General features: G+C 71.1%; 28 protein-coding genes. 16 read left to right on the top strand and 12 right to left on the bottom strand.

Features of this window, described 5'->3' with window-relative positions; all coding sequences use genetic code 11:
• From G6039_RS11300 to G6039_RS11295, 3 genes are all read right to left on the bottom strand, one after another.
• Positions 1 to 966: a thiamine pyrophosphate-dependent dehydrogenase E1 component subunit alpha gene (locus G6039_RS11300; protein ID WP_006944220.1), complete on the bottom strand. Its 966-nt coding sequence runs from the start codon at positions 964 to 966 to the stop codon at positions 1 to 3.
• Positions 967 to 1,367: 401 nt separating this feature from the next.
• Entirely contained in the window at positions 1,368 to 1,490 is a 123-nt protein-coding gene (locus G6039_RS31065; RefSeq protein WP_255326707.1) for a hypothetical protein, read from the bottom strand.
• Between the two features lie 582 nt (positions 1,491 to 2,072).
• Complete coding sequence (locus tag G6039_RS11295) at positions 2,073 to 2,966, bottom strand: IclR family transcriptional regulator (RefSeq protein WP_043798636.1); 894 nt, start codon at positions 2,964 to 2,966, stop codon at positions 2,073 to 2,075.
• Between the two features lie 247 nt (positions 2,967 to 3,213).
• Between G6039_RS11295 and G6039_RS11290 the strand changes: the two genes are divergently transcribed.
• Together G6039_RS11290 and G6039_RS11285 are read left to right on the top strand one after the other, a co-directional pair.
• Positions 3,214 to 4,113 carry a TIGR03619 family F420-dependent LLM class oxidoreductase gene (locus G6039_RS11290; RefSeq protein WP_043798638.1) on the top strand — a complete coding sequence of 300 codons (900 nt, stop codon included), beginning with the start codon at positions 3,214 to 3,216 and terminating at the stop codon, positions 4,111 to 4,113.
• Positions 4,110 to 4,604: a nuclear transport factor 2 family protein gene (locus G6039_RS11285; RefSeq protein WP_043798641.1), complete on the top strand. Its 495-nt coding sequence runs from the start codon at positions 4,110 to 4,112 to the stop codon at positions 4,602 to 4,604. Before G6039_RS11290 ends, G6039_RS11285 begins: the two co-directional genes overlap by 4 nt.
• Positions 4,605 to 4,670: 66 nt before the next feature.
• Here G6039_RS11285 and G6039_RS11280 read toward each other — a convergent pair whose 3' ends face one another.
• Positions 4,671 to 6,293, bottom strand: coding sequence for an acyl-CoA synthetase (locus tag G6039_RS11280; RefSeq protein ID WP_043798644.1), 1,623 nt, complete (start codon positions 6,291 to 6,293; stop codon positions 4,671 to 4,673).
• A gap of 285 nt (positions 6,294 to 6,578) precedes the next feature.
• On the opposite strand from G6039_RS11280, the gene G6039_RS11275 reads away from it, so the two are divergent.
• The 6 genes from G6039_RS11275 to G6039_RS11250 all read left to right on the top strand — a co-directional run bounded on the left by G6039_RS11275 (position 6,579) and on the right by G6039_RS11250 (position 11,528).
• Complete coding sequence (locus G6039_RS11275; RefSeq protein ID WP_006944199.1) at positions 6,579 to 7,517, top strand: 3-oxoacyl-ACP reductase; 939 nt, start codon at positions 6,579 to 6,581, stop codon at positions 7,515 to 7,517.
• 16 nt (positions 7,518 to 7,533) lie between these two features.
• On the top strand, positions 7,534 to 8,286 hold the full coding sequence (locus G6039_RS11270; RefSeq protein WP_043798646.1) for an SDR family NAD(P)-dependent oxidoreductase: 753 nt from the start codon (positions 7,534 to 7,536) through the stop codon (positions 8,284 to 8,286).
• A gap of 195 nt (positions 8,287 to 8,481) precedes the next feature.
• Entirely contained in the window at positions 8,482 to 9,621 is a 1,140-nt protein-coding gene (locus G6039_RS11265) for an oxidoreductase (protein WP_006931588.1), read from the top strand.
• 44 nt (positions 9,622 to 9,665) lie between these two features.
• Positions 9,666 to 10,529, top strand: a complete 864-nt coding sequence (locus G6039_RS11260) for an aldehyde dehydrogenase family protein (RefSeq protein WP_043798648.1) — start codon at positions 9,666 to 9,668, stop codon at positions 10,527 to 10,529.
• On the top strand, positions 10,526 to 10,990 hold the full coding sequence (locus G6039_RS11255; protein ID WP_043798734.1) for a nuclear transport factor 2 family protein: 465 nt from the start codon (positions 10,526 to 10,528) through the stop codon (positions 10,988 to 10,990). Before G6039_RS11260 ends, G6039_RS11255 begins: the two co-directional genes overlap by 4 nt.
• A 40-nt stretch (positions 10,991 to 11,030) precedes the next feature.
• Entirely contained in the window at positions 11,031 to 11,528 is a 498-nt protein-coding gene (locus G6039_RS11250; RefSeq protein WP_206530947.1) for a nuclear transport factor 2 family protein, read from the top strand.
• A 9-nt stretch (positions 11,529 to 11,537) separates the two neighbouring features.
• On the opposite strand, the gene G6039_RS11245 is transcribed toward G6039_RS11250, so the two are convergent.
• Positions 11,538 to 12,128: a helix-turn-helix domain-containing protein gene (locus tag G6039_RS11245; protein WP_043798652.1), complete on the bottom strand. Its 591-nt coding sequence runs from the start codon at positions 12,126 to 12,128 to the stop codon at positions 11,538 to 11,540.
• A 49-nt stretch (positions 12,129 to 12,177) separates the two neighbouring features.
• On the opposite strand from G6039_RS11245, the gene G6039_RS11240 reads away from it, so the two are divergent.
• Complete coding sequence (locus tag G6039_RS11240; protein WP_043798654.1) at positions 12,178 to 13,017, top strand: class I SAM-dependent methyltransferase; 840 nt, start codon at positions 12,178 to 12,180, stop codon at positions 13,015 to 13,017.
• Here G6039_RS11240 and G6039_RS11235 read toward each other — a convergent pair.
• The 3 genes from G6039_RS11235 to G6039_RS11225 form a co-directional block, all read right to left on the bottom strand.
• Complete coding sequence (locus G6039_RS11235) at positions 13,014 to 13,934, bottom strand: TIGR03619 family F420-dependent LLM class oxidoreductase (RefSeq protein WP_043798656.1); 921 nt, start codon at positions 13,932 to 13,934, stop codon at positions 13,014 to 13,016. The genes G6039_RS11240 and G6039_RS11235 overlap by 4 nt on opposite strands.
• 30 nt (positions 13,935 to 13,964) lie before the next feature.
• Entirely contained in the window at positions 13,965 to 14,786 is an 822-nt protein-coding gene (locus G6039_RS11230) for an SDR family NAD(P)-dependent oxidoreductase (protein ID WP_043798658.1), read from the bottom strand.
• Positions 14,787 to 14,872: 86 nt separating this feature from the next.
• On the bottom strand, positions 14,873 to 15,790 hold the full coding sequence (locus tag G6039_RS11225) for an NAD-dependent epimerase/dehydratase family protein (RefSeq protein WP_051359213.1): 918 nt from the start codon (positions 15,788 to 15,790) through the stop codon (positions 14,873 to 14,875).
• 95 nt (positions 15,791 to 15,885) lie between these two features.
• On the opposite strand from G6039_RS11225, the gene G6039_RS11220 reads away from it, so the two are divergent.
• Positions 15,886 to 16,527 (top strand): ScbR family autoregulator-binding transcription factor, encoded by a 642-nt coding sequence (locus tag G6039_RS11220; RefSeq protein WP_043798660.1) that lies wholly within the window; start codon positions 15,886 to 15,888, stop codon positions 16,525 to 16,527.
• A gap of 14 nt (positions 16,528 to 16,541) precedes the next feature.
• Here G6039_RS11220 and G6039_RS11215 read toward each other — a convergent pair whose 3' ends face one another.
• A complete protein-coding gene (locus G6039_RS11215) occupies positions 16,542 to 17,480 on the bottom strand; it encodes a ScbA/BarX family gamma-butyrolactone biosynthesis protein (protein ID WP_029545993.1) in 939 nt (312 codons plus the stop codon).
• 368 nt (positions 17,481 to 17,848) lie between these two features.
• Positions 17,849 to 18,163: a helix-turn-helix domain-containing protein gene (locus G6039_RS11210; protein WP_029545995.1), complete on the bottom strand. Its 315-nt coding sequence runs from the start codon at positions 18,161 to 18,163 to the stop codon at positions 17,849 to 17,851.
• 439 nt (positions 18,164 to 18,602) lie between these two features.
• Between G6039_RS11210 and G6039_RS11205 the strand changes: the two genes are divergently transcribed.
• The 5 genes from G6039_RS11205 (at position 18,603) to G6039_RS11185 (ending at position 21,811) form a co-directional block, all read left to right on the top strand.
• On the top strand, positions 18,603 to 19,238 hold the full coding sequence (locus G6039_RS11205; RefSeq protein ID WP_043798663.1) for a TIGR03086 family metal-binding protein: 636 nt from the start codon (positions 18,603 to 18,605) through the stop codon (positions 19,236 to 19,238).
• 125 nt (positions 19,239 to 19,363) lie between these two features.
• Positions 19,364 to 20,110, top strand: a complete 747-nt coding sequence (locus G6039_RS11200) for a pentapeptide repeat-containing protein (RefSeq protein ID WP_006931611.1) — start codon at positions 19,364 to 19,366, stop codon at positions 20,108 to 20,110.
• A gap of 112 nt (positions 20,111 to 20,222) precedes the next feature.
• A complete protein-coding gene (locus G6039_RS11195; protein WP_230304533.1) occupies positions 20,223 to 20,564 on the top strand; it encodes a hypothetical protein in 342 nt (113 codons plus the stop codon).
• A gap of 10 nt (positions 20,565 to 20,574) precedes the next feature.
• Positions 20,575 to 21,246 carry a dienelactone hydrolase family protein gene (locus tag G6039_RS11190; RefSeq protein WP_043798665.1) on the top strand — a complete coding sequence of 224 codons (672 nt, stop codon included), beginning with the start codon at positions 20,575 to 20,577 and terminating at the stop codon, positions 21,244 to 21,246.
• A 250-nt stretch (positions 21,247 to 21,496) separates the two neighbouring features.
• Complete coding sequence (locus G6039_RS11185; RefSeq protein ID WP_006931619.1) at positions 21,497 to 21,811, top strand: ANTAR domain-containing protein; 315 nt, start codon at positions 21,497 to 21,499, stop codon at positions 21,809 to 21,811.
• On the opposite strand, the gene G6039_RS11180 is transcribed toward G6039_RS11185, so the two are convergent.
• Positions 21,812 to 23,422, bottom strand: a complete 1,611-nt coding sequence (locus tag G6039_RS11180) for a hypothetical protein (RefSeq protein ID WP_043798667.1) — start codon at positions 23,420 to 23,422, stop codon at positions 21,812 to 21,814.
• Between the two features lie 95 nt (positions 23,423 to 23,517).
• On the opposite strand from G6039_RS11180, the gene G6039_RS11175 reads away from it, so the two are divergent.
• Positions 23,518 to 23,841, top strand: coding sequence for a hypothetical protein (locus tag G6039_RS11175; RefSeq protein WP_006931622.1), 324 nt, complete (start codon positions 23,518 to 23,520; stop codon positions 23,839 to 23,841).
• Between the two features lie 13 nt (positions 23,842 to 23,854).
• Here G6039_RS11175 and G6039_RS11170 read toward each other — a convergent pair whose 3' ends face one another.
• Positions 23,855 to 24,559: a hypothetical protein gene (locus G6039_RS11170; protein ID WP_206530938.1), complete on the bottom strand. Its 705-nt coding sequence runs from the start codon at positions 24,557 to 24,559 to the stop codon at positions 23,855 to 23,857.
• Between the last annotated feature and the right edge of the window lie 41 nt (positions 24,560 to 24,600).

Here is a 24,600-nt window from a genome sequence, read left to right as displayed (position 1 = left end):
TCAGTACGACACGTAGACGTCGGTCAGCAGGTTCGTCAGCGGCGGATACTCGGCAGCTCGCGCCTTCGTGACGGCGACGTCGACCCGTTCACGAGCCTCGGCGTCGATCGCATCGAGTTCCTTCGCGGTGACCTTCTTGCCGTCGACCTTCGCGCGGAACTTCACCAGCGGATCCTGGGTCCTGCGGAGTTCGGCGACCTGGTCCGCGGTGCGGTACAGCTGGGCGTCGCCCTCGAAGTGGCCGTGCCAGCGGTGTGCCACCGCCTCGATGGTGGAGGGACCGCCTCCCCTGCGGGCTCGCTCGACCGCCTCGCGCGCTGCCTCGTGGACCTCGAAGAAGTCGGTACCGTCGACGGTGGTGGCGGGCATCCCGAACGACGCGGCCCGCCCAGCGATACTCGGTGTGCCGACCGCATAGTCGCGGCCGGTGGCCTCACCGAATCCGTTGTTCTCGATGACGAAGACGATCGGCAACTCGAGCACGACCGCCATGTTCATGGCCTCGAATACGGTGCCCTGATTGGATCCGCCGTCGCCGGTGAACGAGGCCGCGACACCGCCGTTCCCCAGGGTCTTGGCGCTCAGCGCAGCGCCGATCGCCAGCGACGGGGCACCGCCGACGATCGCGTTCGCGCCGAGCATGCCGACCGACAGGTCGGCGATGTGCATCGATCCGCCCTTGCCGTGGCACAATCCGTCGTTCTTGCCGAAGATTTCGGCCATCATCCCGTCGAGGTCACACCCCTTGGCAATGCAGTGGCCGTGCCCGCGGTGGGTGGAGCCGATGTAGTCGGTGTCGTTCAGGTTCTCGCACACACCGACTGCGATCGCTTCCTGCCCCGAGTACAGGTGGATGAACCCCGGGATGTCGCCGGTCGCGTTCTCCTCGTGCAACCGGTCCTCGAATTCGCGGATCTCCGACATCTTCCGATACGCGCTCAGTAATGCACTCTTGTTCAGCGCCATTGCTCTCCTCTACTTTCTGTCCGAGGGCCGGCCGCACAGGTTCAGGCCCCGAGCGTGACGAGACTTCGGGACGGTTCTCGTCTCACGCCGTGTAACCCAGGCCACGAATGTAGGGAGAGGGGGCGAGCCCACTCAACGTTGCAGCGGATTGCAGCCCGGACCCCGCACGAGCACTCGCGGTGGCAGCCGGGCCGAGCGCCGCACGGAACGCGCGCGGGCTGGGTACCGCGCGCCCGAGAAGCAGGCACGGACTGGCGCCGCGCGAGGAGAGCATCCGACATCCGCTCGGCGCGGGGGTTGCTCCGGGTACTCCCGTCGGCACTTCATGCGCCCTGATCCGGCGGTGTCGGTAGTAAACCGGTGAAGACCGCTGTGTGCCTGGTGAATTCAGTGGTCGGTGGTCAACCGGCGCGTAGTGCCGGCTGCAGCAGCTGCCACATCTGTTCGATCCGGACGACAGGGCCGGTGCCGTCGGCGAGCGCGACGGACACCTCCTCCACCCCGCGGATGGCAGCCGCCGTCACGAAGGCCACTTGGCTGGAATCCAGGTCGTTGCGCAGATCCTGATGTGTCCCAGCCGGGCCATCCGCTCGAACACCGGTGCAGCGGCGGCAGTGAAGTCGTCGAGCACGGCGGCCATGCGCCTGTGGTGCTCGGCCGACACAGCCTCGGCGATCGTATCCTCGGTCGGGTCGACCGCCTGCCCGCCATGCCCTCGTTGTCCCGCTGTTGCACGGGAACATCATTGGTCACCACGAGCGCCTCGGAGGGCTCGGTTGCGACCGATCGGATGCGGTGCGGAACTGAGGCGTCGAACCAGCAGGTGTCACCGATCCGCGGTAATGACACCCGCCCGTCCGAAACCGAATTCGAGTGCACCGGCACGGACAGAAGTCGACTGGGAGTGCCGCGGACCGCGGCATACCGTATCGGCTGTTCCGCCGGCGGCCGCAGCCGATCCTCTACATGTTGGGCGCCGGATCACGCGCGCCGACGGTCTGGGTGCAGTCCGCCGGGGGCGGCGCAGGACGCGCCGACGAACCGCTGTCGGCGGTGCCCAGGCCGCGGTCTCGATCAGAGCTGGTGACCGCTGGCGCCGCTGGTCGCTAGAGCCACTGCCCGCTCTGGACCGACAGCAACCGGTCCATCGCGTCCGGGGACCACGTGCTCTCGGGCGGTTCGGGTGCCCTGCGGCCCCGGCGCGGGGCGCCGAGTTCCGGGTAGAGGCTGCGGGAGACCTCCCGGGCGGCATCCACCACGAGGGGCGCGACCCGCTCGAGCTGCGCGGTGCGGGCGTCGCCACACAGCGAGATCGCGGCGACCGGACCGTCGTGCCCGCGCACCGCGACGGCGACGCAGGCAACGCCGCGTACGGACTCGCTGCGCTCGAACGACAGACCGCGCCGCTGCCGGATCCGGCTGAGTTCCTGGTGCAGGGTCGCAAGGTCACCGATGGTGTGCTCGGTGCGGCGGGCCAGGCGCCGCTCGTACAGGTCGTCCACGCGTTCGGGCTCGAGCCACGCGAGCATCGCCTTGCCGCCGGCAGTGGTGTACGCCGGTGCCCGGCCGCCGACCCGCGAGGGCAGCGCCGCGGCGAAGCGGCCGCCGACCTTGTCGAGGTAGACGCTCTCGGCGCCGTCGAGGACGGCGAGGTGGACCACCATGCCGGTCTGCATGTGCAGCTCGTGCAGGAGCGGCGCCGCCGACGCCCGGATCTCCCCGTGGCCACCGTCCCCGCCGCCGAGACCGAGCGCCCGCCGGCCGAGGCAGTAGCCGAAGGATGCGTGATCGACCCAGTTCAGCTTCACGAGCTGATCGAGGATGCGGTGCACGGTCGAGCGGGGCAGCCGGGTGCGGCAGGCCACCTCCTCCAGCGTCAGCCGCGAGGACCGGCCCTCGAACGCGTCGAGGATGAGTGTCATCCGTTCGACCATCGACGGCGGCACGTCGCGCCGCGGGGCGGAGGTAGCTGTCGGTTCCGTTGCTTCGACGACTGCCATCTGCGGCCTCCCGATACATCTGCTCCCGGGGTGGAAGCGGGAAAACTGAAATGAATTCTGAAAGTGTATCAGCTCACTCTCGCCACCAGTAGTGATCGGCGGCGCGAATCTCCCACCTGCGACCCTGACGCGCCTCGCGTCCGCGATCGACCCGGATCCCGCTCATCGGAACGTCGGCCGCGACGGAGCGATGCCGTCCGGTACAACGGACCGACACCCTCCCAGTCCCGGCAGCGGAGAGGCTCGCATGCGCATCGGAATCGTCAGCCCCGTCGTGGTCCAGCACCCCGGCGTGCACTCACCATGGGAACGCGCCGCCGGCGTCGACGACCTCGTCCGGGTGGCCCGGACCGCCGATCGGCTCGGCTTCCACCATCTGACCTGCAGTGAGCACGTCGCCGTGCCGGTGGACATCGCGGACACCCGCGGAGGCACCTACTGGGACCCGCTCGCCACCCTGAGCTATCTCGCCGCCCGGACGCACCGCATCCGGCTCGCCACCCAGGTGCTCGTCCTGGGTTACCACCACCCGCTCGCGATCGCCAAACGCTACGGCACCCTCGATGTCCTCAGCGGCGGCCGGCTGACGCTCGGCCTCGGGGTGGGCAGCCTGCGCGAGGAGTTCGACCTCCTCGGCGCCCCGTTCGACGACCGGGGCGCCCGCGCCGACGACGCCCTGGCCGCGTTGCGCGCCGCGTTGTCCCGACGCCTGCCGGAGTACCACGGGTCCTATTACGAATTCCAGAACCTGCTCGTCGAGCCGCACGCCGTCCAACCCCGCGTCCCGCTGTGGATCGGGGGCCGCACGCTGCGCTCGCTGCGCCGCGCCGTCTCCCACGGCGACGGCTGGGTGCCGTTCGGTCTGCCCCTGCCCGACCTGACCACGATGCTGGGCCGGGTGGACCTCCCGGCGGGCTTCGACGTCGTCCTCGACACCGGGGCGCCCCTCGACCCGCTGGGCGCGCGCGAGCGCACCGTCCGGTCCCTGGAACGCCGTCGCGAGGCCGGCGCCACCGTCGTGGGGGCGACCGTCGCCGCGACCGGCGTCGAACACTACTGCGAACAACTCGAGTGCCTGCGGGCACTCGGCACCGACCTGGGGCTGGACTTCGCCCCGGCCGAACCGTCCGAACAGGAGACCCGATGACCGACACCGCAGCGACCGACACCGCACAGCTCGTCCAGTCCCTCCTCGCCCGCGTCCAGCTCCTCGAGGACAAGATCGCCGTCCAGGAGATCGTCACCGCCTACGGCCCGGCCGTCGATGCCGGTGACGCCGACGCGGTGGGCGAATTGTGGACCGAGGACGCCGTCTACGACGTCGATATGCGCACCATGAACGGCCGCAAGGAGATCCTGGAGATGGTGCGCACGCGGCCGCACCAGGACTACATCCACGAAGGATGCGGACACCTCCTCGACCCTGTGCACATCCGGGTCGAGGGTGACACGGCCGTGGCCACCTGCCATTCGCAGCTGCTGCGTCACGACGAGAACGGCTTCCGCGTCTGGCGCGTAACGGCCAACCGCTTCGAACTCGTCAAGAACGACGGTCGGTGGCGGATCCGCCGGCGCACCGCACGGGTCCTCGACGGCCGCGACGAAGCGCGCGAGCTGCTCGCCCGAGCCGGCCGCTGACGTGCCCCGAAGACCGGGAACGGCCGGCCCCGGATGTGGGGCCGGCCGCTTCCGTGTCCGACGGCGTCAGGCGTCGACGGTCGCGTTCTCGAGCGTCGCCTTGGCCCACCGATAGTCCGCCTTCCCCGCCGGTGAGCGCATCACCTCGGGAACCGGCACGATCGTCTTCGGGATCTTGTACCCGGCGATCAGGGTCCGGCAGTGATCGGCCAGTTCCGTGGCCGAGGGCGCTTCCACACCGGGACGGAACTGGACGGCCACCGAGACCCGTTCTCCCAGTAGCAGATCCGGCAATCCTGCCACCACCGCATCGAGGACGGCTGGATGGCTCTTGACGGCCTCCTCGACCTCCTCCGCGTAGACCTTCTCGCCGCCGGTGTTGATGCACGCCGAGCCGCGGCCGAGTACCACGATCGAGCCGTCCGGCTCCACGGTGGCCAGGTCGCCGAGCAGGCACATGCGCACGCCGTCGCGCTCGGGGAACGTCGCCGCGGACTTTTCCGGGTCGTTGTAGTAGCCGAGGGGGACGTGGCCGATGCGCGCGAGGTAGCCGATGGTCTCCGAGCCGGGCTCGACCTCGGCCAGATCCGTATCGACCACCCGTAGCGTCGGCGACGGGGAGATCCGGGCACGGCCGTCCGAACCGACGTCGAGGGTGCCGGTCGCGCCTGCCTCCGACGAGCCGAACGAGTTGCGCAGGTAGACGTTCGGCAGCAGCTCCGTCAGTTGCGCGCGCACACTCGCCGACCACAGCGCCCCGCCGGAACCGATGACCAGCAGCGAACTCAGGTCGAACTCATTGCCGCGTGCGGCCACTGCGTCGGCCAGCGGCCGGCTGATGGCGTCGCCGACCACCATCACGATCGCGATCCGGTGCCGTTCGATCAGGCGTAGCGCCTCCACCGGCTCGAACGACCGCATCAGCACCTGCTTCGCACCCGTGAACAACCCCATCAGCACCGAATACATCGCAGCCCCGTGCATGAGCGGTGCCGTGACGAGATAGGACATCGGGTGCTCGTTTGCCGCGGCGGCCGCGGCGAGATCGGCAGGGCTGCGGTGCGGTTCGCCGTACGGGTTGCCGCCGGCCAGCGCCGCGAGGTAGAAGTCCTCGTGCCGCCACATCACACCCTTGGGCATGCCCGTCGTGCCACCGGTGTAGAGGATGTACCGGTCGTCGCCGCTGCGCTCACCGAAATCCCTCTCCGCCGAGGCGCTCTCCGCCGCCTCCGCATACCGCACCACGGTCGCACCCGCACCTGCCGCAGCCTGTTCGAGCGCCGCCGTCTCCGCGCTTCCGACGACGACGATGTGCCGCAGCCGTGAGGTGTGCGGCACGGCCTGCGCCGCGACGTCGGCGAACTCGTCGTCGAGCACGAGTGCCACGAGGTCCGCATCGGTGTAGAGGTGCACGAGCTCGGCACCCACGTAGCGGAAGTTGATGTTCACGGGTACTGCGCGAATCTTCAAACAGCCCAACATGACCTCGAGGAATTCGAGGCTGTTGCGCATGTGCAGGCCCACATGATCACCTGCGGTCACTCCGACGGCCGCGAGGTAATGCGCGACCCGGTTGGCGCGGGCGTCGAACTCGGCGTACGTCCGGGACTCGTCCCCGCAGCTCAGGGCCGTCCGGTCGGGTATCGCATCGACGACGGCCTCGGTGAGGTCGGCCAGGTTCAGAGACATCGCGGGTCCTTCCGGAGTTCGTGGGTGGGCGAGGACGCGCACGCCCACGCGATCGTCGCGTGTGTGCCGCGGATCACAGCAGATTCAGTAGAACATATTCCTATTCCTGGATCAACGGCCGGATAGCGACGAACGAGGAGCCAGGCCCCCAGCCTGGCTGCAGGATTCGAGGACCGCCTCCCACCCGAGGGACCGCGGTCCGAGAACACCCTTGTGCAAGCAATAGAATGAATACTAGTTTTCAGTCATCGTTCTGCATACCCGCACGGACACAAGGAGCCCACCATGACCCAGAACCTGACCCTCGACGGCCGCGCCGCCGTCGTCACCGGAGCAGGCGCCGGCCTCGGCCGTGCCGAAGCCCTCGCCCTCGCCGACGCCGGGGCCGCCGTCGTCGTCAACGACATGGGTGCCGCCGCCCACGACGTCGTCGACGAGATCCGCGCCGTCGGAGGCCGCGCCGTCGCCGTCACCGGCGACGTCTCGGACTGGGCACTCGGCGAGGAACTCGTCCGCACCGCGGTCACCGAGTTCGGCTCGATGGACATCCTGGTCAACAACGCCGGCATCCTGCGCGACAAGATGATCTTCAACCTGTCCGAGTCGGACTGGGACGACGTGATCCGGGTACACCTCAAGGGCCACGCTGCGACGTCGCGCGCCGCGGCCGTGCACTGGCGGCAGGCTTCGAAGGACGCGAACGGCCCGGTCTACGGCCGCGTGATCAACACCTCCTCCGAGGCGTTCCTGTTCGGCTCGGCCGGGCAGCCCAACTACTCGGCCGCCAAGGCCGGCATCACGGCCCTGACCCTCTCGACCGCCCAGGGCCTGTCGCGGTACGGGGTGCGAGCCAATGCCATCTGCCCCCGCGCCCGCACGGCCATGACGGCGGACGCGTTCGGCGAGAACAACACCGGTGCGTCGGGCCTGGACCCGCTCGCGCCCGAGCGAGTGGCCACCCTGGTCCGGTACCTCGCCTCCCCCGCCTCCGACGAGGTCAACGGCCAGGTCTTCGTCGTGTACGGCAAGATGGTCGCGCTCATGGAAGCACCCAAGGTCGAGCACCGTTTCGACGCCGCCGGTTCCGCGTTCACCGTCGAGGAACTCGGCGGACAGCTGTCGTCCTACTTCTCCGGTCGCGGACCGTACGAGACGTACTCGGCCTACAGTGTGGCCGAACTGGAGAAGGTCGCGCTGGCCACCGGTGAGACCGTCGGCGCCTGAGCGGAAGGACACGGTCGTGAAACTGAGCGGAAAAACCGCCGTCGTGACCGGCGGCGCGGGCGGGATCGGGCGCGCCGTCACCCGGGTGTTCGTCCGCGAGGGCGCGCGCGTGCTGTTCGTCGACGTCGACGACGACCGCGGCCACGCCCTCGAGACCGAACTCGTCGACTCCGGCGGCGAGGCGAAGTTCCTGCAGGCCGACATCTCCCGGCGCGAGAGCGCGGAGCGGATCCGGGACGCCGCCGTGGCGGCGTTCGGAGGCATCGACGTCCTGGTCAACAACGCGCACGCGTCCCGCCAGGCCCCGCTGCTCGAGCACACCGCGGAGATGTTCGACCTGTCGTTCGGCACGGGCTTCTACCCCACCGTGCACCTCATGCAGGCCTGCCACCCGCAGTTGAAGCAGGCCCGCGGGTCCGTCGTCAACTTCGGCTCCGGATCCGCCCTCGACGGCATGCCGACGCAGACGTCGTACGCGGCGGCGAAGGAGGCGATCCGGGCGGTGAGCCGCGTGGCCGCGAACGAGTGGGCGGCCGACGGCATCCGCGTCAACGTCGTGTGCCCGTTCGCCGCCACGGAAGGTGTGCTCGCCTGGCAGCAGGCGTTCCCCGACCGGGCGGCCGCCGCGGCGGCGAAGGTGCCCTTGCAGCGGATCGGCGATCCCGAGACGGACATCGCCCCGGTGGTCGTGTTCCTCGCGTCCGACGATTCGAGGTACATGACGGGCCAGACTCTGATGGCCGACGGCGGCAGCATCAAGTTGCGCTGACGCGGCCGGGGACGCCGGCCCGTTCCTCGATCGCACTGAGTGGGACACCGGGTCGCCGCCGGCCGGACCGCATGGGAATGTGAGCCGCACGGGCCCGCCGGCCGGTGTCGTACCCGGCCGGCGGGCCACTTCCAGACCGTCCCGCCGAGAGGCGGGAGATTCCATACCGTCCTGCCGAGAGAGGTTTTCGACCGCATGGCTTCCTCCTCCCCGCTGTTCCGCCCGCTCCGCGTGCGTTCGCTCGAACTGGCGAACCGCATCGTCATGTCACCCATGACGCGGTCGTACTCGATCGACGGCGTGCCGGGCGACGATGTCGCCGCCTACTACCGCCGGCGGGCCGAGGGCGGGACCGGCCTGATCGTCACCGAGGGAGTGGCCGTCGATCATCCGACGGCCGTGGACAATCCGCGGGTACCCCGCATGCACGGCGCGGCTGCGCTGGCGGGCTGGCGCCGGGTCGTGGACGAGGTGCACGCAGCCGGCGGGCGGATCGTCCCGCAGTTGTGGCACGTCGGGCCGCTGTGGGGTGCGATGAGCGCCGTGGACCCCGCACTGAAGCCCATGCGCCCCTCGGGCAGCTGGGGCACCCCGGGGGTCACCTCGTATTCCGCCGACTACGTCGCGCGGGCGTCGCGCCCGACGGAGGCGATGACCGAGCAGGACATCGCCGACGTGATCTCCGCCTATGCGCGCGCGGCGGCCGCCGCGGCGGAGGTCGGCTTCGACGGGATCGCGCTGCACGGCGGGCACGGCTACCTGCTGGACTCGTTCCTGTGGGAGGGCACCAACACCCGCACCGACGCCTGGGGCGGCGACCTCGAGCGCCGCACCCGGTTTCCCGCTGCGGTGGTCGAGGCCGTGCGCGCCGAGATCGGCGACGACCTGCCCATCGTGTTCCGTTTCTCGCAGCACAAGCAACAGAACTACACCGCCCGCATCGCCGAGACGCCCGACGAGCTGAAGGTGATCCTCGGTGCTCTCGTCGAGGCCGGGGTCGACATCCTCGATGCGAGCATCCGGCGCTTCGACACGCCCGCCTTCGAGGGCAGCGACCTCTCGCTCGCCGGCTGGGCGAAGCAGCTGACCGGGGTCACGACGATGGCCGTCGGCAGCGTCGGCATCGGCAAGTCGCTGCGGGAGAGCCGGATCAGCGGCTCGGCACCGGTCGACGACAACATCCCCGAGCTCGAACGGCGTCTCGGCAGCGGCGAGTTCGACCTGATCGCCGTCGGCCGGCTGCACCTGGCCGATCCGGCGCTGGCGACCACCCTGCGCGCCGGGGGACCGCTGCCCGCATTCGACCGCGAGATCCACGAAGCGTCGCTGACCTAGCGCCCGGCACGGGCGGGTACGCGGCGGTGACGACAGGAGGCCCCATGGAATCCTCGTTCCCCGAGCAGCTTTCCGCTGTACTCGATCGGCAGCGCCGTGCGCCCGCGACCGCGCCGGCCACCGATCCCGCGCACCGCGTCCGGACCGTCCGCGCGATGATCGACGTGCTCGTGCGGCACCACAAGCCGCTGACCGAGGCGGTCCACGCGGACTTCGACGGTGTGCTGCCGTCGCACGTGGTCATGGACGACATCGTCACCTCCCTGACGGCGCTGCACCGCGTCCGGGAGTCCCTGGAAGGCTGGGGCACCGCCGCCCGTCCCACCTACCGGATCCCCGGACCGTCCGGAGCGCTGTGGCACTGCGGCCCCCACCACGACGCCGGGACGGTGGCCATCCTCGGAACCCGCACCGCTCCCCTGTTCTCGCTGCTGGGGCCGTGGGTCAGCGCGGTCGGCACCGGGCACCGTGCCGTCCTGATGCCGGCGCAGGGCCTGCCGCGCACCGTGCGTGTCCTCTCCGAGGCCGCCGAGTCCATGCTCGACCCCACGGACATCGCGGTGATGATCGGCGTCGGCGAACACGACGATGCGATCACCGCCGACCGGTTCGACCACGTGGTGTTCACCGGCGAGCGCGCACCCGCCGGCGCCGGGACGGCGACCGTGCTGCGTCCCGGCGCCGCGCGATCGGTGACACCGCACCGCCGCACGTTCGCCGACGCCCTCGCCGCGACGTATGCCGCGCTGCTCCCCGCCGTCACCGAGAACGCCGGCCTGGTCGTGACCGTCACCGACCATCCAGGCACCTGCCCCGTCCTGCGCTTCACCCGCCCCGGCGCGGCGCCGTCCGGTCAGCGGGACGAGGGACGCGCGCCGGCCGGCGGGCGATGGAGAATGCCGGCATGAGCAGCCCCGTCGAGGACCGCCTCGCCCTCGCGGACGTCGTCGCACGGTATGCCCGCGCCGTCGACCGGCGCGATCCGGCCGTGCTGCGCTCGCTGTTCGCCGACGACGCCGAGTTCGTGCAGCCGCCGGGACTGGTCCGTCGCGGGCACGACCCGGTGCTCACCGGAGCAGGGCCGATCGCCGAGGGGGTGCTCGCCGCGGTCGCGCACCTGCACTCCACCCGGCACGTCCTCGGCCAGCATGTGATCGACTTCGACGGCGACCGGGCCCGGGGCGAGCTGTATTGCGAGGCGCACCACGTGTACCCGAGCGGCGCCGGATACCGGGACTACACGGTGTCCGTCCGCTACCGGGACGAGTACCGCCGCGTGCCGGACGGGTGGCGCATCGCGCGCCGGGAACTGGTCGTCGACCTCACCGCCGACCGCGAGGTGCGGCTGCTCCGATCCGCTACCGAGTGAAGGGAAAGCCCTTGTGACGCATACGGAACCGGCCCTGACGATGACCGCCGCGGAACAACTGCTGGCCGTCGAGGAGATCAAGCGGCTCTTCGCCGCGCGGCTTCGCGTGATGGACACCAAGCAATGGGACCTTTATCCCACGCTGCACACCGAGGACGTCGTGAGCGAGACGTGGGGCGGCCTGCCCGAGGACACCCAGCCGCGGACCGGTGATCGCGCCAACCGGGTGGTGGGCCGGGAACCGCTGCGGCGCGCGATCGAGAACCTGCTCGACGGAGGCACGCCGGTCACCAGCGCGCACCACGGTCACACACCCGAGATCACGCTCACCTCCGACACCACGGCCACCGGGATCTGGGCGATGGAGGACCAACTGTGGTGGACGAACGGAGCGGTCGAGGAGCACCTGCACGGCTGGGGCCACTACCACGAGGAGTACCGGAGGGTCGACGGCGTGTGGCTGATCAGCTACCGCGCGCTCACCCGGCTGCGGCAGGTGCACACGCCCGGGTTCTTCGACTTTCTGAAACCGCTGTAGCCGCCGGCGTCACGGCCGCGACGCGTCGTCCGCACCGTGGAGGTGGGCACGCTCGCCGTCGTGGTCGAAGATCGTGAGAATCTCCACCGGACCGTCGTGGGCACCGATCACGTGCGGGACCATCGTCGAGAACGCGGCGGCCTCGCCGGTCCGCACGAGCACGGTCCGCTCGCCCAGCTGCAATCGGGCCGTGCCGGAGAGCACGGTGAACCACTCCCGGCCCGGATGCACCTTCGCCGCACCGGTTCCGGTGGACCGGTCGGGGGTGATACGCATCTTCGCCACCGTCACGCCGTGCAGGGCACGTTCCCGGGACAGCAGCCACGTGGTCACCCCGGGCATGTGCTCGGGCTGCGGCCGGATCACCACGTCCTCGTCCTCGGCGGATTCGACGAGCTGATCGAGCGTGGTGCCCAGGGCCCGGGCAATCGGCACCAGTTGATCCAGAGCGATCCGGCGGTTGCCGGTCTCGATGCGGCTCAGCGTCGACGGGCTGAGCCGGCAGCGGGCCGCCAGCGAATCGAGCGACCAGCCACGGGCCAGTCGCAGGCCGCGGATGCGTCGGCGGATCACGGCGTCCAGATCGAGATCTTGCGTCATACGCAAGATGGTATGCCCTTCACGCATCGAAGTCGCTACCGTGGCAGCCATGACGCACGATCATCAGCCCCCCGGCAGCCGGCACGCACACCACGACCCCGGGCTGGCCGAACTACTGGACCTGGACGCGGAGGTACTGGGCTCGTACCTGGACGAGGTGACCGCGTGGGCCGAGCAGCACGCCCCGCAGGGGCCGCGCACGATCGTCGACGTCGGCGCCGGAACGGGCACGGGCAGCCTGGCGCTCGGGCGCCGCTTCCCCGCCGCCGAGATCGTCGCGGTCGACAGGTCGGCGTCGATGCTTGCACGCGTCCGCGCCGCCGCGGCCGAGCACGGCACGGCCGAGCGGCTCCGGGTCGTGCTCGCCGACCTGGATGCCGCCTGGCCCTCGATCGGTACGGTCGATGTCGCGTGGGCGGCCTCGTCGCTGCACGAGGTCGCCGACCCGGACAGGGTGCTGCGCGACCTCCACGCCGCACTGAATCCCGGTGGCCTGCTGGTGGTCGTCGAGATGGACGAGCTGCCCCGGTTCCTGCCCGACGACGTCGGGCGGGGCAGGCCGGGCCTGGAGCGGCGCTGCCACGAGGCCCTGGCGCGCGCGGGCTGGAACGCGCACCCGGACTGGCGGACCCACCTGGAGCGGGCCGGTTTCGAGGTCACCGCCCAGCGCAGCTTCACCGTGGCGGCGGCGTCGGCACCACCGAGCGCGGCCCGCTACGCACACGCCTACCTGTCCCGCATCCGCGCCGCGCTCGACGGCCGGCTGGCCACCGACGATCTCGAGACCCTCGACGCTGTGCTGGCGCCCGACAGCCCCGACGGTCTGCTGCACCGCGGCGACCTGACGGTCCGTGGCAGCCGCACCGCGTGGGCGGCCCGCCGCCGCTAGAGGGCCGCCTCCCGCAGCACCGTGACGAGCGTCGCGAGCCGGTCCGCGGCCCGGTCCGGATCGGGATGCACCAGGGTCAGCGGCACCATCACGTCGGTGACACCCACGGCGAGAAGCTCCTTCACCGCCTGCGCCGTCGCGGGCACGGCGATCTCGCCGGCCGAGTCGTGGACCACCTGCAGCCGTCCGCGGATCTGCAGGACGTCGGGATCGCGGCCGTCCCGCTCGAGCGCGCCGCGGAGCAGATCGCGGCCCCGGCGCAGCTCGTCCGGGCCGGCACCCATGATGGGAATCCACCCGTCGCCCCACCGGGCGAGCCGGCGGATCACCGGCTTCGACAACGACCCCGAGACCCAGACCGGGATGCGACGGCCGCCGGGACGCGGCGCACAGTACACGTCGGTGAACGCCACGCTCGGGCGCTGCACCGAGGCCGGGGCGTGCTCCCACAGCGCCCGGCAGGCGGCGAGCGTGTCGTCGAGCAGCGGGCCACGATCGGCGAAGCTCAGTCCCGCGGCCTCGTATTCCTTCTCCTGCCAGCCTGTTCCGACCCCGAGGTCGAGCCGCCCACCCGACATGTGGTCCAGGGTGGCCGCGGTCTTGGCGAGCACGGCGGCGCCCCGCAGCGCCGCGATGATCACGCCGGTGCCGAGGCGAATCGTGCGGGTCCGGCCGGCGATCACCGCGAGCACGGTCATGGGTTCGAGCCACATCGCATCGGGTTCGGTGGCGAACGGTCCCCACGCGTAACCGGAGGTGTCGGCTCCCATCACGACATGGTCGGTGACGTTCACACGGTCCACGCCGCATTCCTCGGCCCGGACCGCGACGTCCACGAGGTGGGCGAAGTTGTCGCGGGCCAGCACGTCGCCGAAATTGGGGAGATTGACGCTCAGCGTCGGGGGGAGGAATTTCACGCGAAAACCCTTCGGGTGTAGAGGATCCGGTCAGGGCGCTAGGGGACGATTGGTCCACGACCCGTCGGCGCGCTGGAACCAGCCGCCGGCCGCGTAGCTGCCACCGTCGACGTGAACGGTGGACCCCGTGACGTAGCGGGAGAGGTCGGAGGCGAGGAACAGGGCCGGTCCGGCGACGTCCTCGGGGCGGCCCGGGCCGCCCAGCGGCGCCCACCCCGGCCAGCGGTGCCGGTCCGCCTCCGGCACGAGCCGCTCGTACGGCACCTGCGGCGTCGCGATCAGGTCGGGCGCGATCGCGTTCACCCGGATGCCGTGCCGGCCGACCTCGACGGCGAGACTGCGGGTGAAGTGCCGCAGCCCGGCCTTGTACGTGCCGTACACGACGTGCCCGGGAATGCCGCGGTGCGCCTCGACCGTGGTGACGTTGACGACGGAGCCGCCCCGGCCGCGGTCGATCATGCCCGGAAGGACCGCGCGGGTCATCCGCAGGGCGTGGTCGAGATTGGCGCGGGCCAGGGCCTCCCATTCGGATTCGTCGGCCTCCGCGAAGGGCGTCGACGGGCGGAGGAAGTCACCGACGTTGTTGACGAGTACGTCCGGGGCATGGCTCGCGGCCTCCGTCGCGACGGCCGGGTCCGCGGCGTCGCCGACGATCGGCACCACGCCGGGAATTCGGGCGGCCAGCCGCTCGGCCGCCCCACGATCGGTGTCGACGAGGACGACGCCGGCACCGTGCTCGGCGAACAGCCGGACGACGGCCGCGCCGATGCCGTTCGCCCCTCCGGTGACGATCGCCGTTCTTCCGGACAGCAGGGGATGCGACGTACTACTCGAAGCCGGAACGGTGGTCACCGTCGCGACGGTAGCTGCCGCGCCCCGAGGCGCCCCGGTCGTTCCCGGTGGCCGGGAACGGAACCGAGCCCGCGCCGGGAGGGCCCCTATGGACCGAAGCCAGGGGGCGGCACCCGCAGCCCGGTCTCCCGCCAGATGCGCGCCGCGTCGTAGTAGTGGTCGTGGCCGGCGAGATCTATGTGCCGCTCGGTCAGTCCCCGCTCCGGCGCGACGGCCACGGCCTCGTCGTACCCGAGACTGGTGCGGGGCAGGTCGAATCCGGCGTCGCGGGCGAAGGCCGACGCGAGGGCCCGCACACTCACCGGATCCGGGTGGGCGGCGTGCAGGACATCGCCGCCGGAGCCGGGGCGGGTGCCGCGGACCGCGAGCGCCGCGATCAGGCGACCGAGATCGCCGACCGAGATCACCGACAGCAGGGGGCGGCCGTCCTCGACCCAGGCGCCGAGGCGAGTGAGGATCTGCGCGATGCCGGGCACGAACCAGCGGTCTCCGGGCCCGTAGACGAAGGCGGCCCGCACCACGGTGCCGCCGTAATCACGCACGGCCAGTTCGGCCGCGAGCCGGCTCTCGCTGAGCACCGAGACCGGATTCGGCACGACGGCGTCCTCGTCGACACCGCGGTGCGGGCCGGGACCGTAGACCCCGATCGTGCTGACGTAGATCACGTGCGGCCGGTGCTGCCGGGCCGCCGCGGCCAGGAGGTTCCCGGTCCCGGCACGGTTTACCGCGTCGCACGTCTGCGGGTCCGATCCGGTGTAGGAGGCGGCGTGCACGATCACGTCGGCGGCGGCGACCACGGCGTCCAGGGACGACGGTTCGGTCAGGTCCGCCGCGGCCCTCCGCGTCGCGGCGGGGGGCAGCTCGTCCGGCCGTCGCGCGACGGCCGTGCAGGGCACGCCGGACGCCGTGAGCGCCGCGAGCACGGCGCCCCCGACGAAGCCGGTGGCGCCGATCAGCGCGATTCGCAGGGGTTGCGACGAACCTTCGTCGCGGCGGCGGTCCATTACTGTGGGTACCATTCGGCCGGGTGGGGGAAACCCGATGGGGTTCGTCACGATGCACCTCGTCGGAACACAGGGTGGGAACGGAGTGAGGACGGATGGCTCAGCAAGCGCGGGCGGTGGCGACCAGGCAGCAGATCGTTCTCGGCGCGGCCGAGAACTTCGAACGGTCGGGCTACGAGGGCGCGAGCCTCGGCGCGATCGTCGAGAGCTCGGGCATCACCAAGGGCGCCCTCTACTTCCACTTCCGGTCGAAGGACGAACTCGCCCAAGTCGTCATCGAGGAGCAGCATCGCATCTCGATCGCCGCGGTCGAGGCCATCGCGGGCCTCGACATTTCCGCACTCGAGCAGATCGTGATGCTCTCGCACGAGATGGCGCGGCAGATGATCGACGAGCCGATCGTGCGGGCCGGCATCCGCCTGACGCTCGAACTCAGCGCCACCGACGGTCCCACCGGCCCGTACCTGGACTGGATCGCCGCCTGCGAGAAGCTCACCGAGCAGGCGATCGCCCAGGGCGACATCCTCGACACGATCGACGCGGCCATGCTGGCCCGGTTCGTGATCTCCGCCTACAACGGCGTCCAGCTCGTGTCCAACGTCCTCACCCACCGGCAGGATCTCGAACAGCGCCTCGACGAGATGTGGATCCTGTTGCTGACCGCCGTAATGCCCGCAGACCGCCACGGTGAGATCCCGCGGATCCGTCGGGCCCGCTGGACGCCGCCCGCCGACTGAACGCCACGCGGCGGTCAGCATCGTGACCGATCCGGTGCGAGCCGCACCGTGCCGGTCGCCAGCGCCTCGCCCCACTGCTCGACCGAGGTCCGCACGGTCCACGGATCGTGCGGATCGATCCGCGCCACCACGTTCGCCCGCTCGTCCAGTTCGACGAACCGGTGGTAGGCGGCCTCGATGAGGTCGACGTCGGCGTGTGGGCGGCCGCATGCGGCGCGGGCGCTCTGCCGGAACGCCTCGAGGACGAGCATGCCGGGAACGTGATCGCTGGGGTGGTCGAACAGGACCGGATGACGATCGTCGACCCGCAGGCGCCAGCGGTTCTCGGCGTACTGCGGACCGAGCACGACGTCCAGTGGCCGGGACTGCCCGACGACGGCGGGGGGAATCGCCGGGGGGCAGACGGGATCCCCGATCGTGCGCGGGCCGGTGCCGTTCCAGCGCAGCCGCTGGTAGTCGTCGGGGGTGAGGACGTTCGCCACTCCCTGTCCGGTGCCCACCTGCCGTCCGCCGACGACGAACACCACCGTCAGATCGAACTGGGACAGCAGCCCGCCGCGGTACACCGGGTCCTCCAGGCAGGCGTCGAGGACGACCTCCGCGGCGCCGGTACCGATGGCGAGCGCCTGCACCGCCGCGTCCACCCGCAGGGTCTGCATGACGAACGGATGACCGAGGGGAACGCGATATTGCGTGTGCCCCAAGTAGATCGCCGTCTGGCGCAGGGTCTCGGCGATCAGCATGGTGTCGTATCGGCCGGTTTCGGTCCGGTAGAAGCCGTGCAGCCGTGGCCACTGCGCGCCCAGCAGGAATCGATGGTCGGCGCCGGCGGACGTGCAGTCCGTCAGGAACACCTCCGACACCGATTGCCGGTGGACGTACCGCCTGGGCACCGTCGACTCGAAACCGAGGACGGGACTGTTCCGGGGCACTGCGTCCGCATCCACGGTCATTGTCGCTTCTTTCATTGCAAACCGGCCGGACTGCTTTTATCGAGGGACTATAGACGACCCGGACGAATCGGAGCACGCCCGTGTCCAGTGACTGGATCGGACGCCGGGAACGGCTTTCGTCCCCCGTCGGTCGCTCGGATGAATTCTTCGAATCCAACAAACCGATCGACCGGTTTATGGTAAGGTGTCAGGCAGTCGGGAAACAAATGAAACAAATGAACAGGGTCGGCCGTCGAGCACGCGGAGGGGTGTTCGCGCGGCAGGCCCGAGGTCACAGCACCTCCGCGCCGCCGGGACTATACGAGGGGTAGCCCCTGCGGCGCGGAGGCGTGTCTGCGTTCACATCCCGCCACCCGAACCCGGGTGCCTCACTTGCTCGGAATGCGACTTCGCGCTTCGGCGAGCTGATCCTCGAGGTAGACGATCCGGCACGCCGCGTCCACCGCGGTGCCGCTGTCGACCAGTTCCCGCACCCGCGCGACGAGCCGGAGCTGGTTCCGGGAGTAGCGGCGGTGACCGCCCCCGGAACGGTGCGGCACCACGAGGCCCGTGTCGTCCAGACTGCGGAGGAAGGCAGGAGTGACCCCGAGCGCCGCAGCGGCGCGACCCATGCTGAAGGCGGGGTAGTCGTCGTTGTCGAGTTCGTTGGTGACCGCGGGAGCGCGGTCGGGTGTGGGATCCACGTGCCCTTCGTTGCTACGAGAGGGAACCCCGGCACATGGGGCGCCGGGGTTCGTGACGGTTACGACAGTGCCGGCCTCGACCGGCACGAGGAAATGACATACACGAGTTCGCAATCCCGAGGGATACGCATCACCAGCCTCTCGCTCTGCTCTCCGGTGGCGACGTGGTCAGCCTCCACAGAGTCCGCCCGTCGCGTCGTCGGGGCGGAGCCGCAGAACCGAGTGCGGCTCCGCCCCCTCTGCAACTTCCCCGGCAACCCGTCGGTTGCCCCTCTTCCGGATCCTTCGCGTTGACGTCCTCGATGTTATCGGCCTCGATGCCGAAAGTCTACTGTTTCGACTGTAGATTTTCTCGTCGCGTCGAGACGTCCGGAACGGCCGACCGAACCTGTCGGACCGGTGCGGCACCATGAGCACACCGCCGCCGGAAGGAACGCTCATGACCGAGATCCTCGACCTGGCACCGGCCGCCCACGAGATGGCACGGCTCGTCGGCGCGCTCACGCACGAACAACTCGCCCGTCCCACCCCGTGCGCGGGCACCACCATCGGGGACCTGGTGGATCACGTGGGCGGGCTGTCCCTGGCATTCACCGCCGCCGCCGGGAAAGCCGTCGGCGACCACACCGGGCAGGGACCGTCCGCCGACGCGTCCCGGCTCGGCGACGACTGGCGCACCAGGATCCCCGGGCAGGTCCTCGCCCTCGCCGAGGCGTGGCGCGATCCCGGCGCATGGACCGGAACCACCCAGGCCGGCGGCATCGATCTGCCCGGTCACGTCGCGGGGATCGTGGCGCTCGACGAACTCGTGATCCACGGCTGGGACATCGCCACCGCCAGCGGCCGGAGGTTCTCCTGCGATCCCGCCGCGCTGGCCGCGTGCCTGTCGTTCGTCGCCGCGACCACCGACGAGGAACGCGCGGCCGGCGGGCTCTTCGGGCCGGCGGTCGCGGTTCCCGACGACGCCCCGGACCTCGATCGTCTGATCGGACTCAGCGGGCGTGACCCGTCGTGGCGGCCACCGCCCGGCCCCTCGGGCCGCCCACCGCGGCCCCCGGAGGGCGGGCCGGGCTAGGCTCGGCCGGCCACCGGCTGCGCCCCCGCCCACCGAAAGGAACGTGAGCCTTGTCCGAAACGGACCGCCGCCCTCCCCGTCCGGACCTTCTGGCCGACTGCGGCAGTTGCTTCGGTTTGTGTTGTGTGGCTCTGCCTTTCGCCGCGTCGACCGATTTCGCGATCGACAAGGAGGCGGGCCGGCCCTGCCCGAACCTGCGGGACGACTTCCGCTGCGGCATCCACCGGGACCTGCGGCGCAAGGGGTTCACCGGGTGCACCGTCTACGACTGTTTCGGCGCCGGCCAGAAGGTCTCACAGGTCACGTTCGGCGGCGCGGACTGGCGTCGCGCGCCGCAGACCGCCCGGCGGATGTTCGACGTCTTTCCCGTCGTGCGCCAACTGCACGAGCTGCTCTGGTATCTCGACGAGGCGGTGTCCCTGCCCACCTCCGGGCCGCTCCGCGCGGACCTGCGCGGTGCGCGTGCCGCGACCGACCGGCTGACCCGCGGCGACGCCGACGCCCTCGCCGGACTCGACGTCGCGGCGCACCGGCAGGAGATCAATGCCCTGCTGTTGCGCGCGAGCGAACTCGCCCGGGCCGCCGTGCCCGGCCGGAGGAAGAACCGCCGCGGCGCGGACCTGCTCGGCGCGAAGCTCCGGCGCGCCGACCTGCACGGTGCGAACCTGCGCGGCGCCCTCCTCGTCGCCGCGGACCTGCGCGAGGCGGACCTGCGCCGGGCCGACCTCATCGGCGCCGACCTGAGGGACGCCGACCTGCGCGGCGCCGACCTCACCGGATGCCTGTTCCTCGTCCAGTCACAGGTCGATTCCGCCCGGGGCGACGCACGTACCCGGCTGCCCGCCACAGTGGCCACACCCGAGCACTGGTAGCGCAACGGGCGAATCGGGCCCGTTGCTCGCGAAAGCCCTCGATCCGGCCGCGATCGGGTGTGCAATAGGTCCCATGAACATCCCCGACCTCCTTCCCACAGACCGCCGCCGGATGGCTCGTGCTGCCGTGGATTCGTTGGGCAGCCAGCGCAGCGACCACGCCCTCGTACGCGTGAAGTGCCCCGCCAGCCACAACGTCGCCACCGTCTACCGCACCCCGGAGGGGCCGGTGCTCGTCGCCGGCGGTGGTCCGACGGCGCACGGCAATCGCGACCGGTCCGAGACCGCGCACCACGGCGGATCCCTCGGGTCCGAGTTCGTCGACACCCTCGAGGCGACCCAGTTCGAGGACGACGACGTGCCCGCGCGCTGCGCGTGCGGTCCGCACACCCTCTCGCGCCAGGACCTGCAGGCCGCGGTCCGCTCGCACACCCGCACCGTCACCCTGGCCTGAGCCGGACCCGATGAGCACCGCCGACAGCCGGCGCGAGCGCGGCGTCGATTCCGGCGGCCGGGACGTCGAGCTGGAGCTTCGCGACGTGAGCCTGGCCGGCACCCTGACCGTCCCCGCCGGATCGGACGGCCTGGTGATCTTCGTGCACGGCAGCGGCAGCAGCCGGTTCAGCCCGCGCAACCGGTACGTCGCCGGGGAACTGAACGCCGCCGGCCTGGGCACGTTGCTGTTCGACCTGCTGACCGCCGGCGAGGAGGGCGACCGCGCCCTCGTCTTCGACATCGAACTGCTCGCGAGCCGGCTCGGCGAGGTGACCGATCTCGTCCGCGCGGAAGCCGAGTGGATCGGCTACTTCGGGGCCAGCACCGGCGCCGCCGCGGCGCTGTGGGCCGCCGCCGATCCGGACCGGGAGATCGCCGCCGTCGTCTCCCGCGGCGGGCGACCCGATCTGGCGATGCCCCGGCTCGGCCGGGTCCGCGCCCCCACGCTCATGCTGGTCGGCGGCCTGGATCGCATGGTGATCGAACTGAACCGGCAGGCCGCCGCGGCCATGCGGTGCGAACACGAACTGCGGATCGTGCGCGGGGCGACGCACCTGTTCGAGGAACCCGGCACGCTCGAGGTCGTGGCACAGCAAGCGCGGGACTGGTTCCTCGATCACCGCCCGGCGCCTCCGGCCTGACCGGCGCGCAACATACACGGCGTCGGATCTCTCTGCCGCTCCGGGGAATTCGGACATCGAAGACGGAACGCCCGGGGGCACCGCACCGACTCACCGGCCTGCGCTGGGCAAACACGGGTACGGTGGACACGACGGCACAGTCCTCGTACTGTGACGGAGGACACAAACTCGGGTAACTGCCGAACCGGCGGGGTACCCGCACTACAACGAGTTGACACACGCCCAGTGGCGACACCTCAGAGGCGGACAATTGACGATCGAAGCACACCGTGACATCCCCGCGGTACGACGCCTGACGGCACTCGACACCGCGCAGGCTCTTCTCCGCTCCGCAAGGGGCCGTTCCTACACCGAGGACCAGGCGTTCGACGAACTGCTCGACGCCTCGATGCGCTTCCACGTCGACATCGTCGACCTGTGCGAAGCCCTCACCGACCTGGCCACCGGTCCCGGCACCGTCCAGGGACTCCGACGTACCGTCCACGGACACCGGCGCGCCCACACCGTCGCGGCCGAACTGTGGGGCCCGCTGCTCGACCGGAGGACCGCCCCCGCCGAGAACTGATCACCGGAAGCGGATGCTCAGCGTGCGCCGGACGAGGTCACCGATCTCGTCCGCCCACGCGAGGATGCCGAGCGTCGAGTCGATGTTCCCGGGCGGCGTCCGTACCAGGGTGTCCCTGCGGATCAACCGCTCGAAGTCCACCGTCACCGGATCCGGGCGCACCCCGCCGTTGCCGTGGTGGAACTGCACCCCGGCGCGGCGCATCACGTTGATCAGCTCCTGCGCAAGGATCCCGTTCGCGACCGTCGTCGGATGCACGCCGTCGAGGGAGAACAGCCCGCCCGCGGCCCGGCCCCCACGACCGTCGGCCGTCAGGAACCGCGAGTCCGGCACGGGGTCGAGCGCGGCGAGTGCGGACGGGAGCGGGTACGGGGTCCACCACGCCGGACGGGCACCGACATCGGTGACGAAGCGCCGCGACGCGAGGCGCTCGAGCAGGCCGGCCACGTCCAGCAGATACCAGTCCCGGGCCGGGCCGTGCACCCCGGAACGAGCGTCGGCGACCGCCTGCTCGATGCGCTCGTTGTACAGGTCGATCGCGACGTCCACCGCGTACGCGCCGGCACCCGTGATGTGCTCGTCCTGAGCCGGGTCGAACCGCGCCTCCTCGATCCACGGCCGGGTGTAGTACGGGAAATAGGGCGACCCCGGTTCCATCTTGCGTCCGAGTCCCTTCGCGATCGGCGCGATGGTGACGTGGGGAATCGTGCACCACACGACGTGCCGCGCACGGATCGCCGTCACCCGCTCGACCACCTCCGCGAACTCGGCCGCGAAGTGCTCGGGCCGCCAGATGGTGTAGGCGTCCTTCGCGGTGAGGTCGCGAAAATCCGGACCGCTCCATGCGATGCGCAGGTCCGTGACCGTGCCGAGCGCGTTGTTGGAGCCGAGGAACACCACCAGCGTCTCGATCCCGGACTCGGTCGTGTCGTCGTGGTCGTCGCCGAGCGCCGCGGCCGCGTCGAACAACGTCATCGCCTTCGCCCCGTCGCTCCAGCGCGGATACACCCGCAACGCGGCGCGCTCCCCGTTGTTCTGCACGATCTGGTCGAGCAGGTCGTCGTTCGGTGCGGCGATCGCCGCCTCGCACGTCGCGGCGGTCTTGCTCAGGGCGTCGCGCAGGTCCCAGCCGAAACAGGACAGGTTGTGCTGGTATGCCGCCGGCAGCGACGGCTCCCGACCGGGCCCGCGCTCCCAGTAGTCCTCCACCTGGTCCATGAACGCGCGGACGGCGAACAGCGCGAGCGGGGTCTCCCACATGTTCACCGACGGCCCGAAGCGTCGCTCGAGATCGCGCAGGAGCAGTTCGATGTTGAGCGGCAACCCGCCCGGACCGCCGTAGCGCGGATAGCGGAACCGGCGGAGCCAGCCGAGTTCGTGGGCGACGATCGCGGGGACCGAGACGTCGGTGTGGAAGACGGCGCCGCTCTGGAACCCCTGCAGCACCGAGTCGCCGATCGCGACGAGCCGGTGCGGGGGCACCCCCTTGGTGTCGACCCGCACGTCGCGGCCGAGCGCCGGATCCGACACCGGCACCCGGGGGGTGGACGCCGCGCGCACCCGCACGTCCGCGGGTGTGCCGTCCGGGAGATCCATCGGAGTCACCGGCATCTCGTCCTCCCCCGGGCCGCGCGTGCGCCTGCTCCGAGCGTGAGCCGCGCGCGGTGGGTTGTCAACGACCCGGCCGGCGACCAATTCTGTAGGGCATGGCTACCGACGAGGACTTCGCGCACACCGACGAGGCAGCCCGCAATCGGCGGGAGAAGGCGCTCGTCCTCGCCCGGTTCGCCTGGAATCGCGGCATCACCGCGGACGAGCTGCTGGCCCTGAGCGACGACGTGCGCCGGAAGCTGGCCCGGGCCGCCGGAGCGCACCCGCCGCGCACGATGGAGACGTGGGCGCTCGTCGCGCGGCTGCTCACCGAGAAGTCGGCGTGGGCCGCGCAGCATCCCGGCCATCCCGCAGCCGCCCCCACCGCCGCGGACGAGAAGATCATGTGGGTGAAGAAGCCGCCGCGCCGGTGGCTGTGAGCCCCCCGGACCCTCACGCGCCGAGCGGGTCGAACGCGTACGACACGGCCGGCACCTGCATCGCGAACCGGACGAGGTGACCCTCGCGCGCGGCGCAGACGCTCCCGGCACCGCCGGGCAGGGGTGGCAGCGCGACGTCGCGTGGTGGGAGCAGCCGTCCCGGCACCGGCACGCCGTAGCAGCGGGCGTCGCCCAGCTCGATCCGGGCCACGCCGTCCGTGACGGTGACGTCGACGAGCGCGGTGAGCCGGCGGCGGCGATGCGTCGCGCGGATCGATCCGTCGCGGTCGAGGGCGAGAACCCAGGCGTGGCCGAGGGTGTTGAGCCAGTCGAGCACGGTGCCGACGCCGCTGGTGCCGTGCACGTCGAGGCGGTGTGCGCTGAGCCGGGTGCGGAGCCCGGGGACGACACGCACCCCGTGCGCCACCACGGTCACCTCGTCCACCCGGCGCCCGCCCCAGTCGACCGCCGCGAGCTCGACCCGGGACTGCAGGTGCGCGCGGCGACGGCGCACCTGCACCGACCGCACCGTCGCCCGCACCGGCACGCCGTGCACGTCCGTCGCGACGGTGCGTCCGACGTATCGGTGCGTCAGGCCCAGAGCGAGCGCGGTGACGATCACGTCCGGGACCAGGGCGGTCGTCGTGCCGGCGGCGAGGTCGGCGAGCGGCTCCACCCAGCGGGTGGCCCACCCGTCCGCTTCGACGCCGGTGTCCATCCGGACATCATGCCCTCTCCGGCGCCGTGCGCCCCGCCTCG

This window comes from Rhodococcus aetherivorans (assembly GCF_011058165.1).
Classification (GTDB): domain Bacteria; phylum Actinomycetota; class Actinomycetes; order Mycobacteriales; family Mycobacteriaceae; genus Rhodococcus; species Rhodococcus aetherivorans.
The sequence above is the reverse complement of the archived record's forward strand: the minus strand, read 5'-3'. Positions and strand labels throughout refer to the sequence as shown.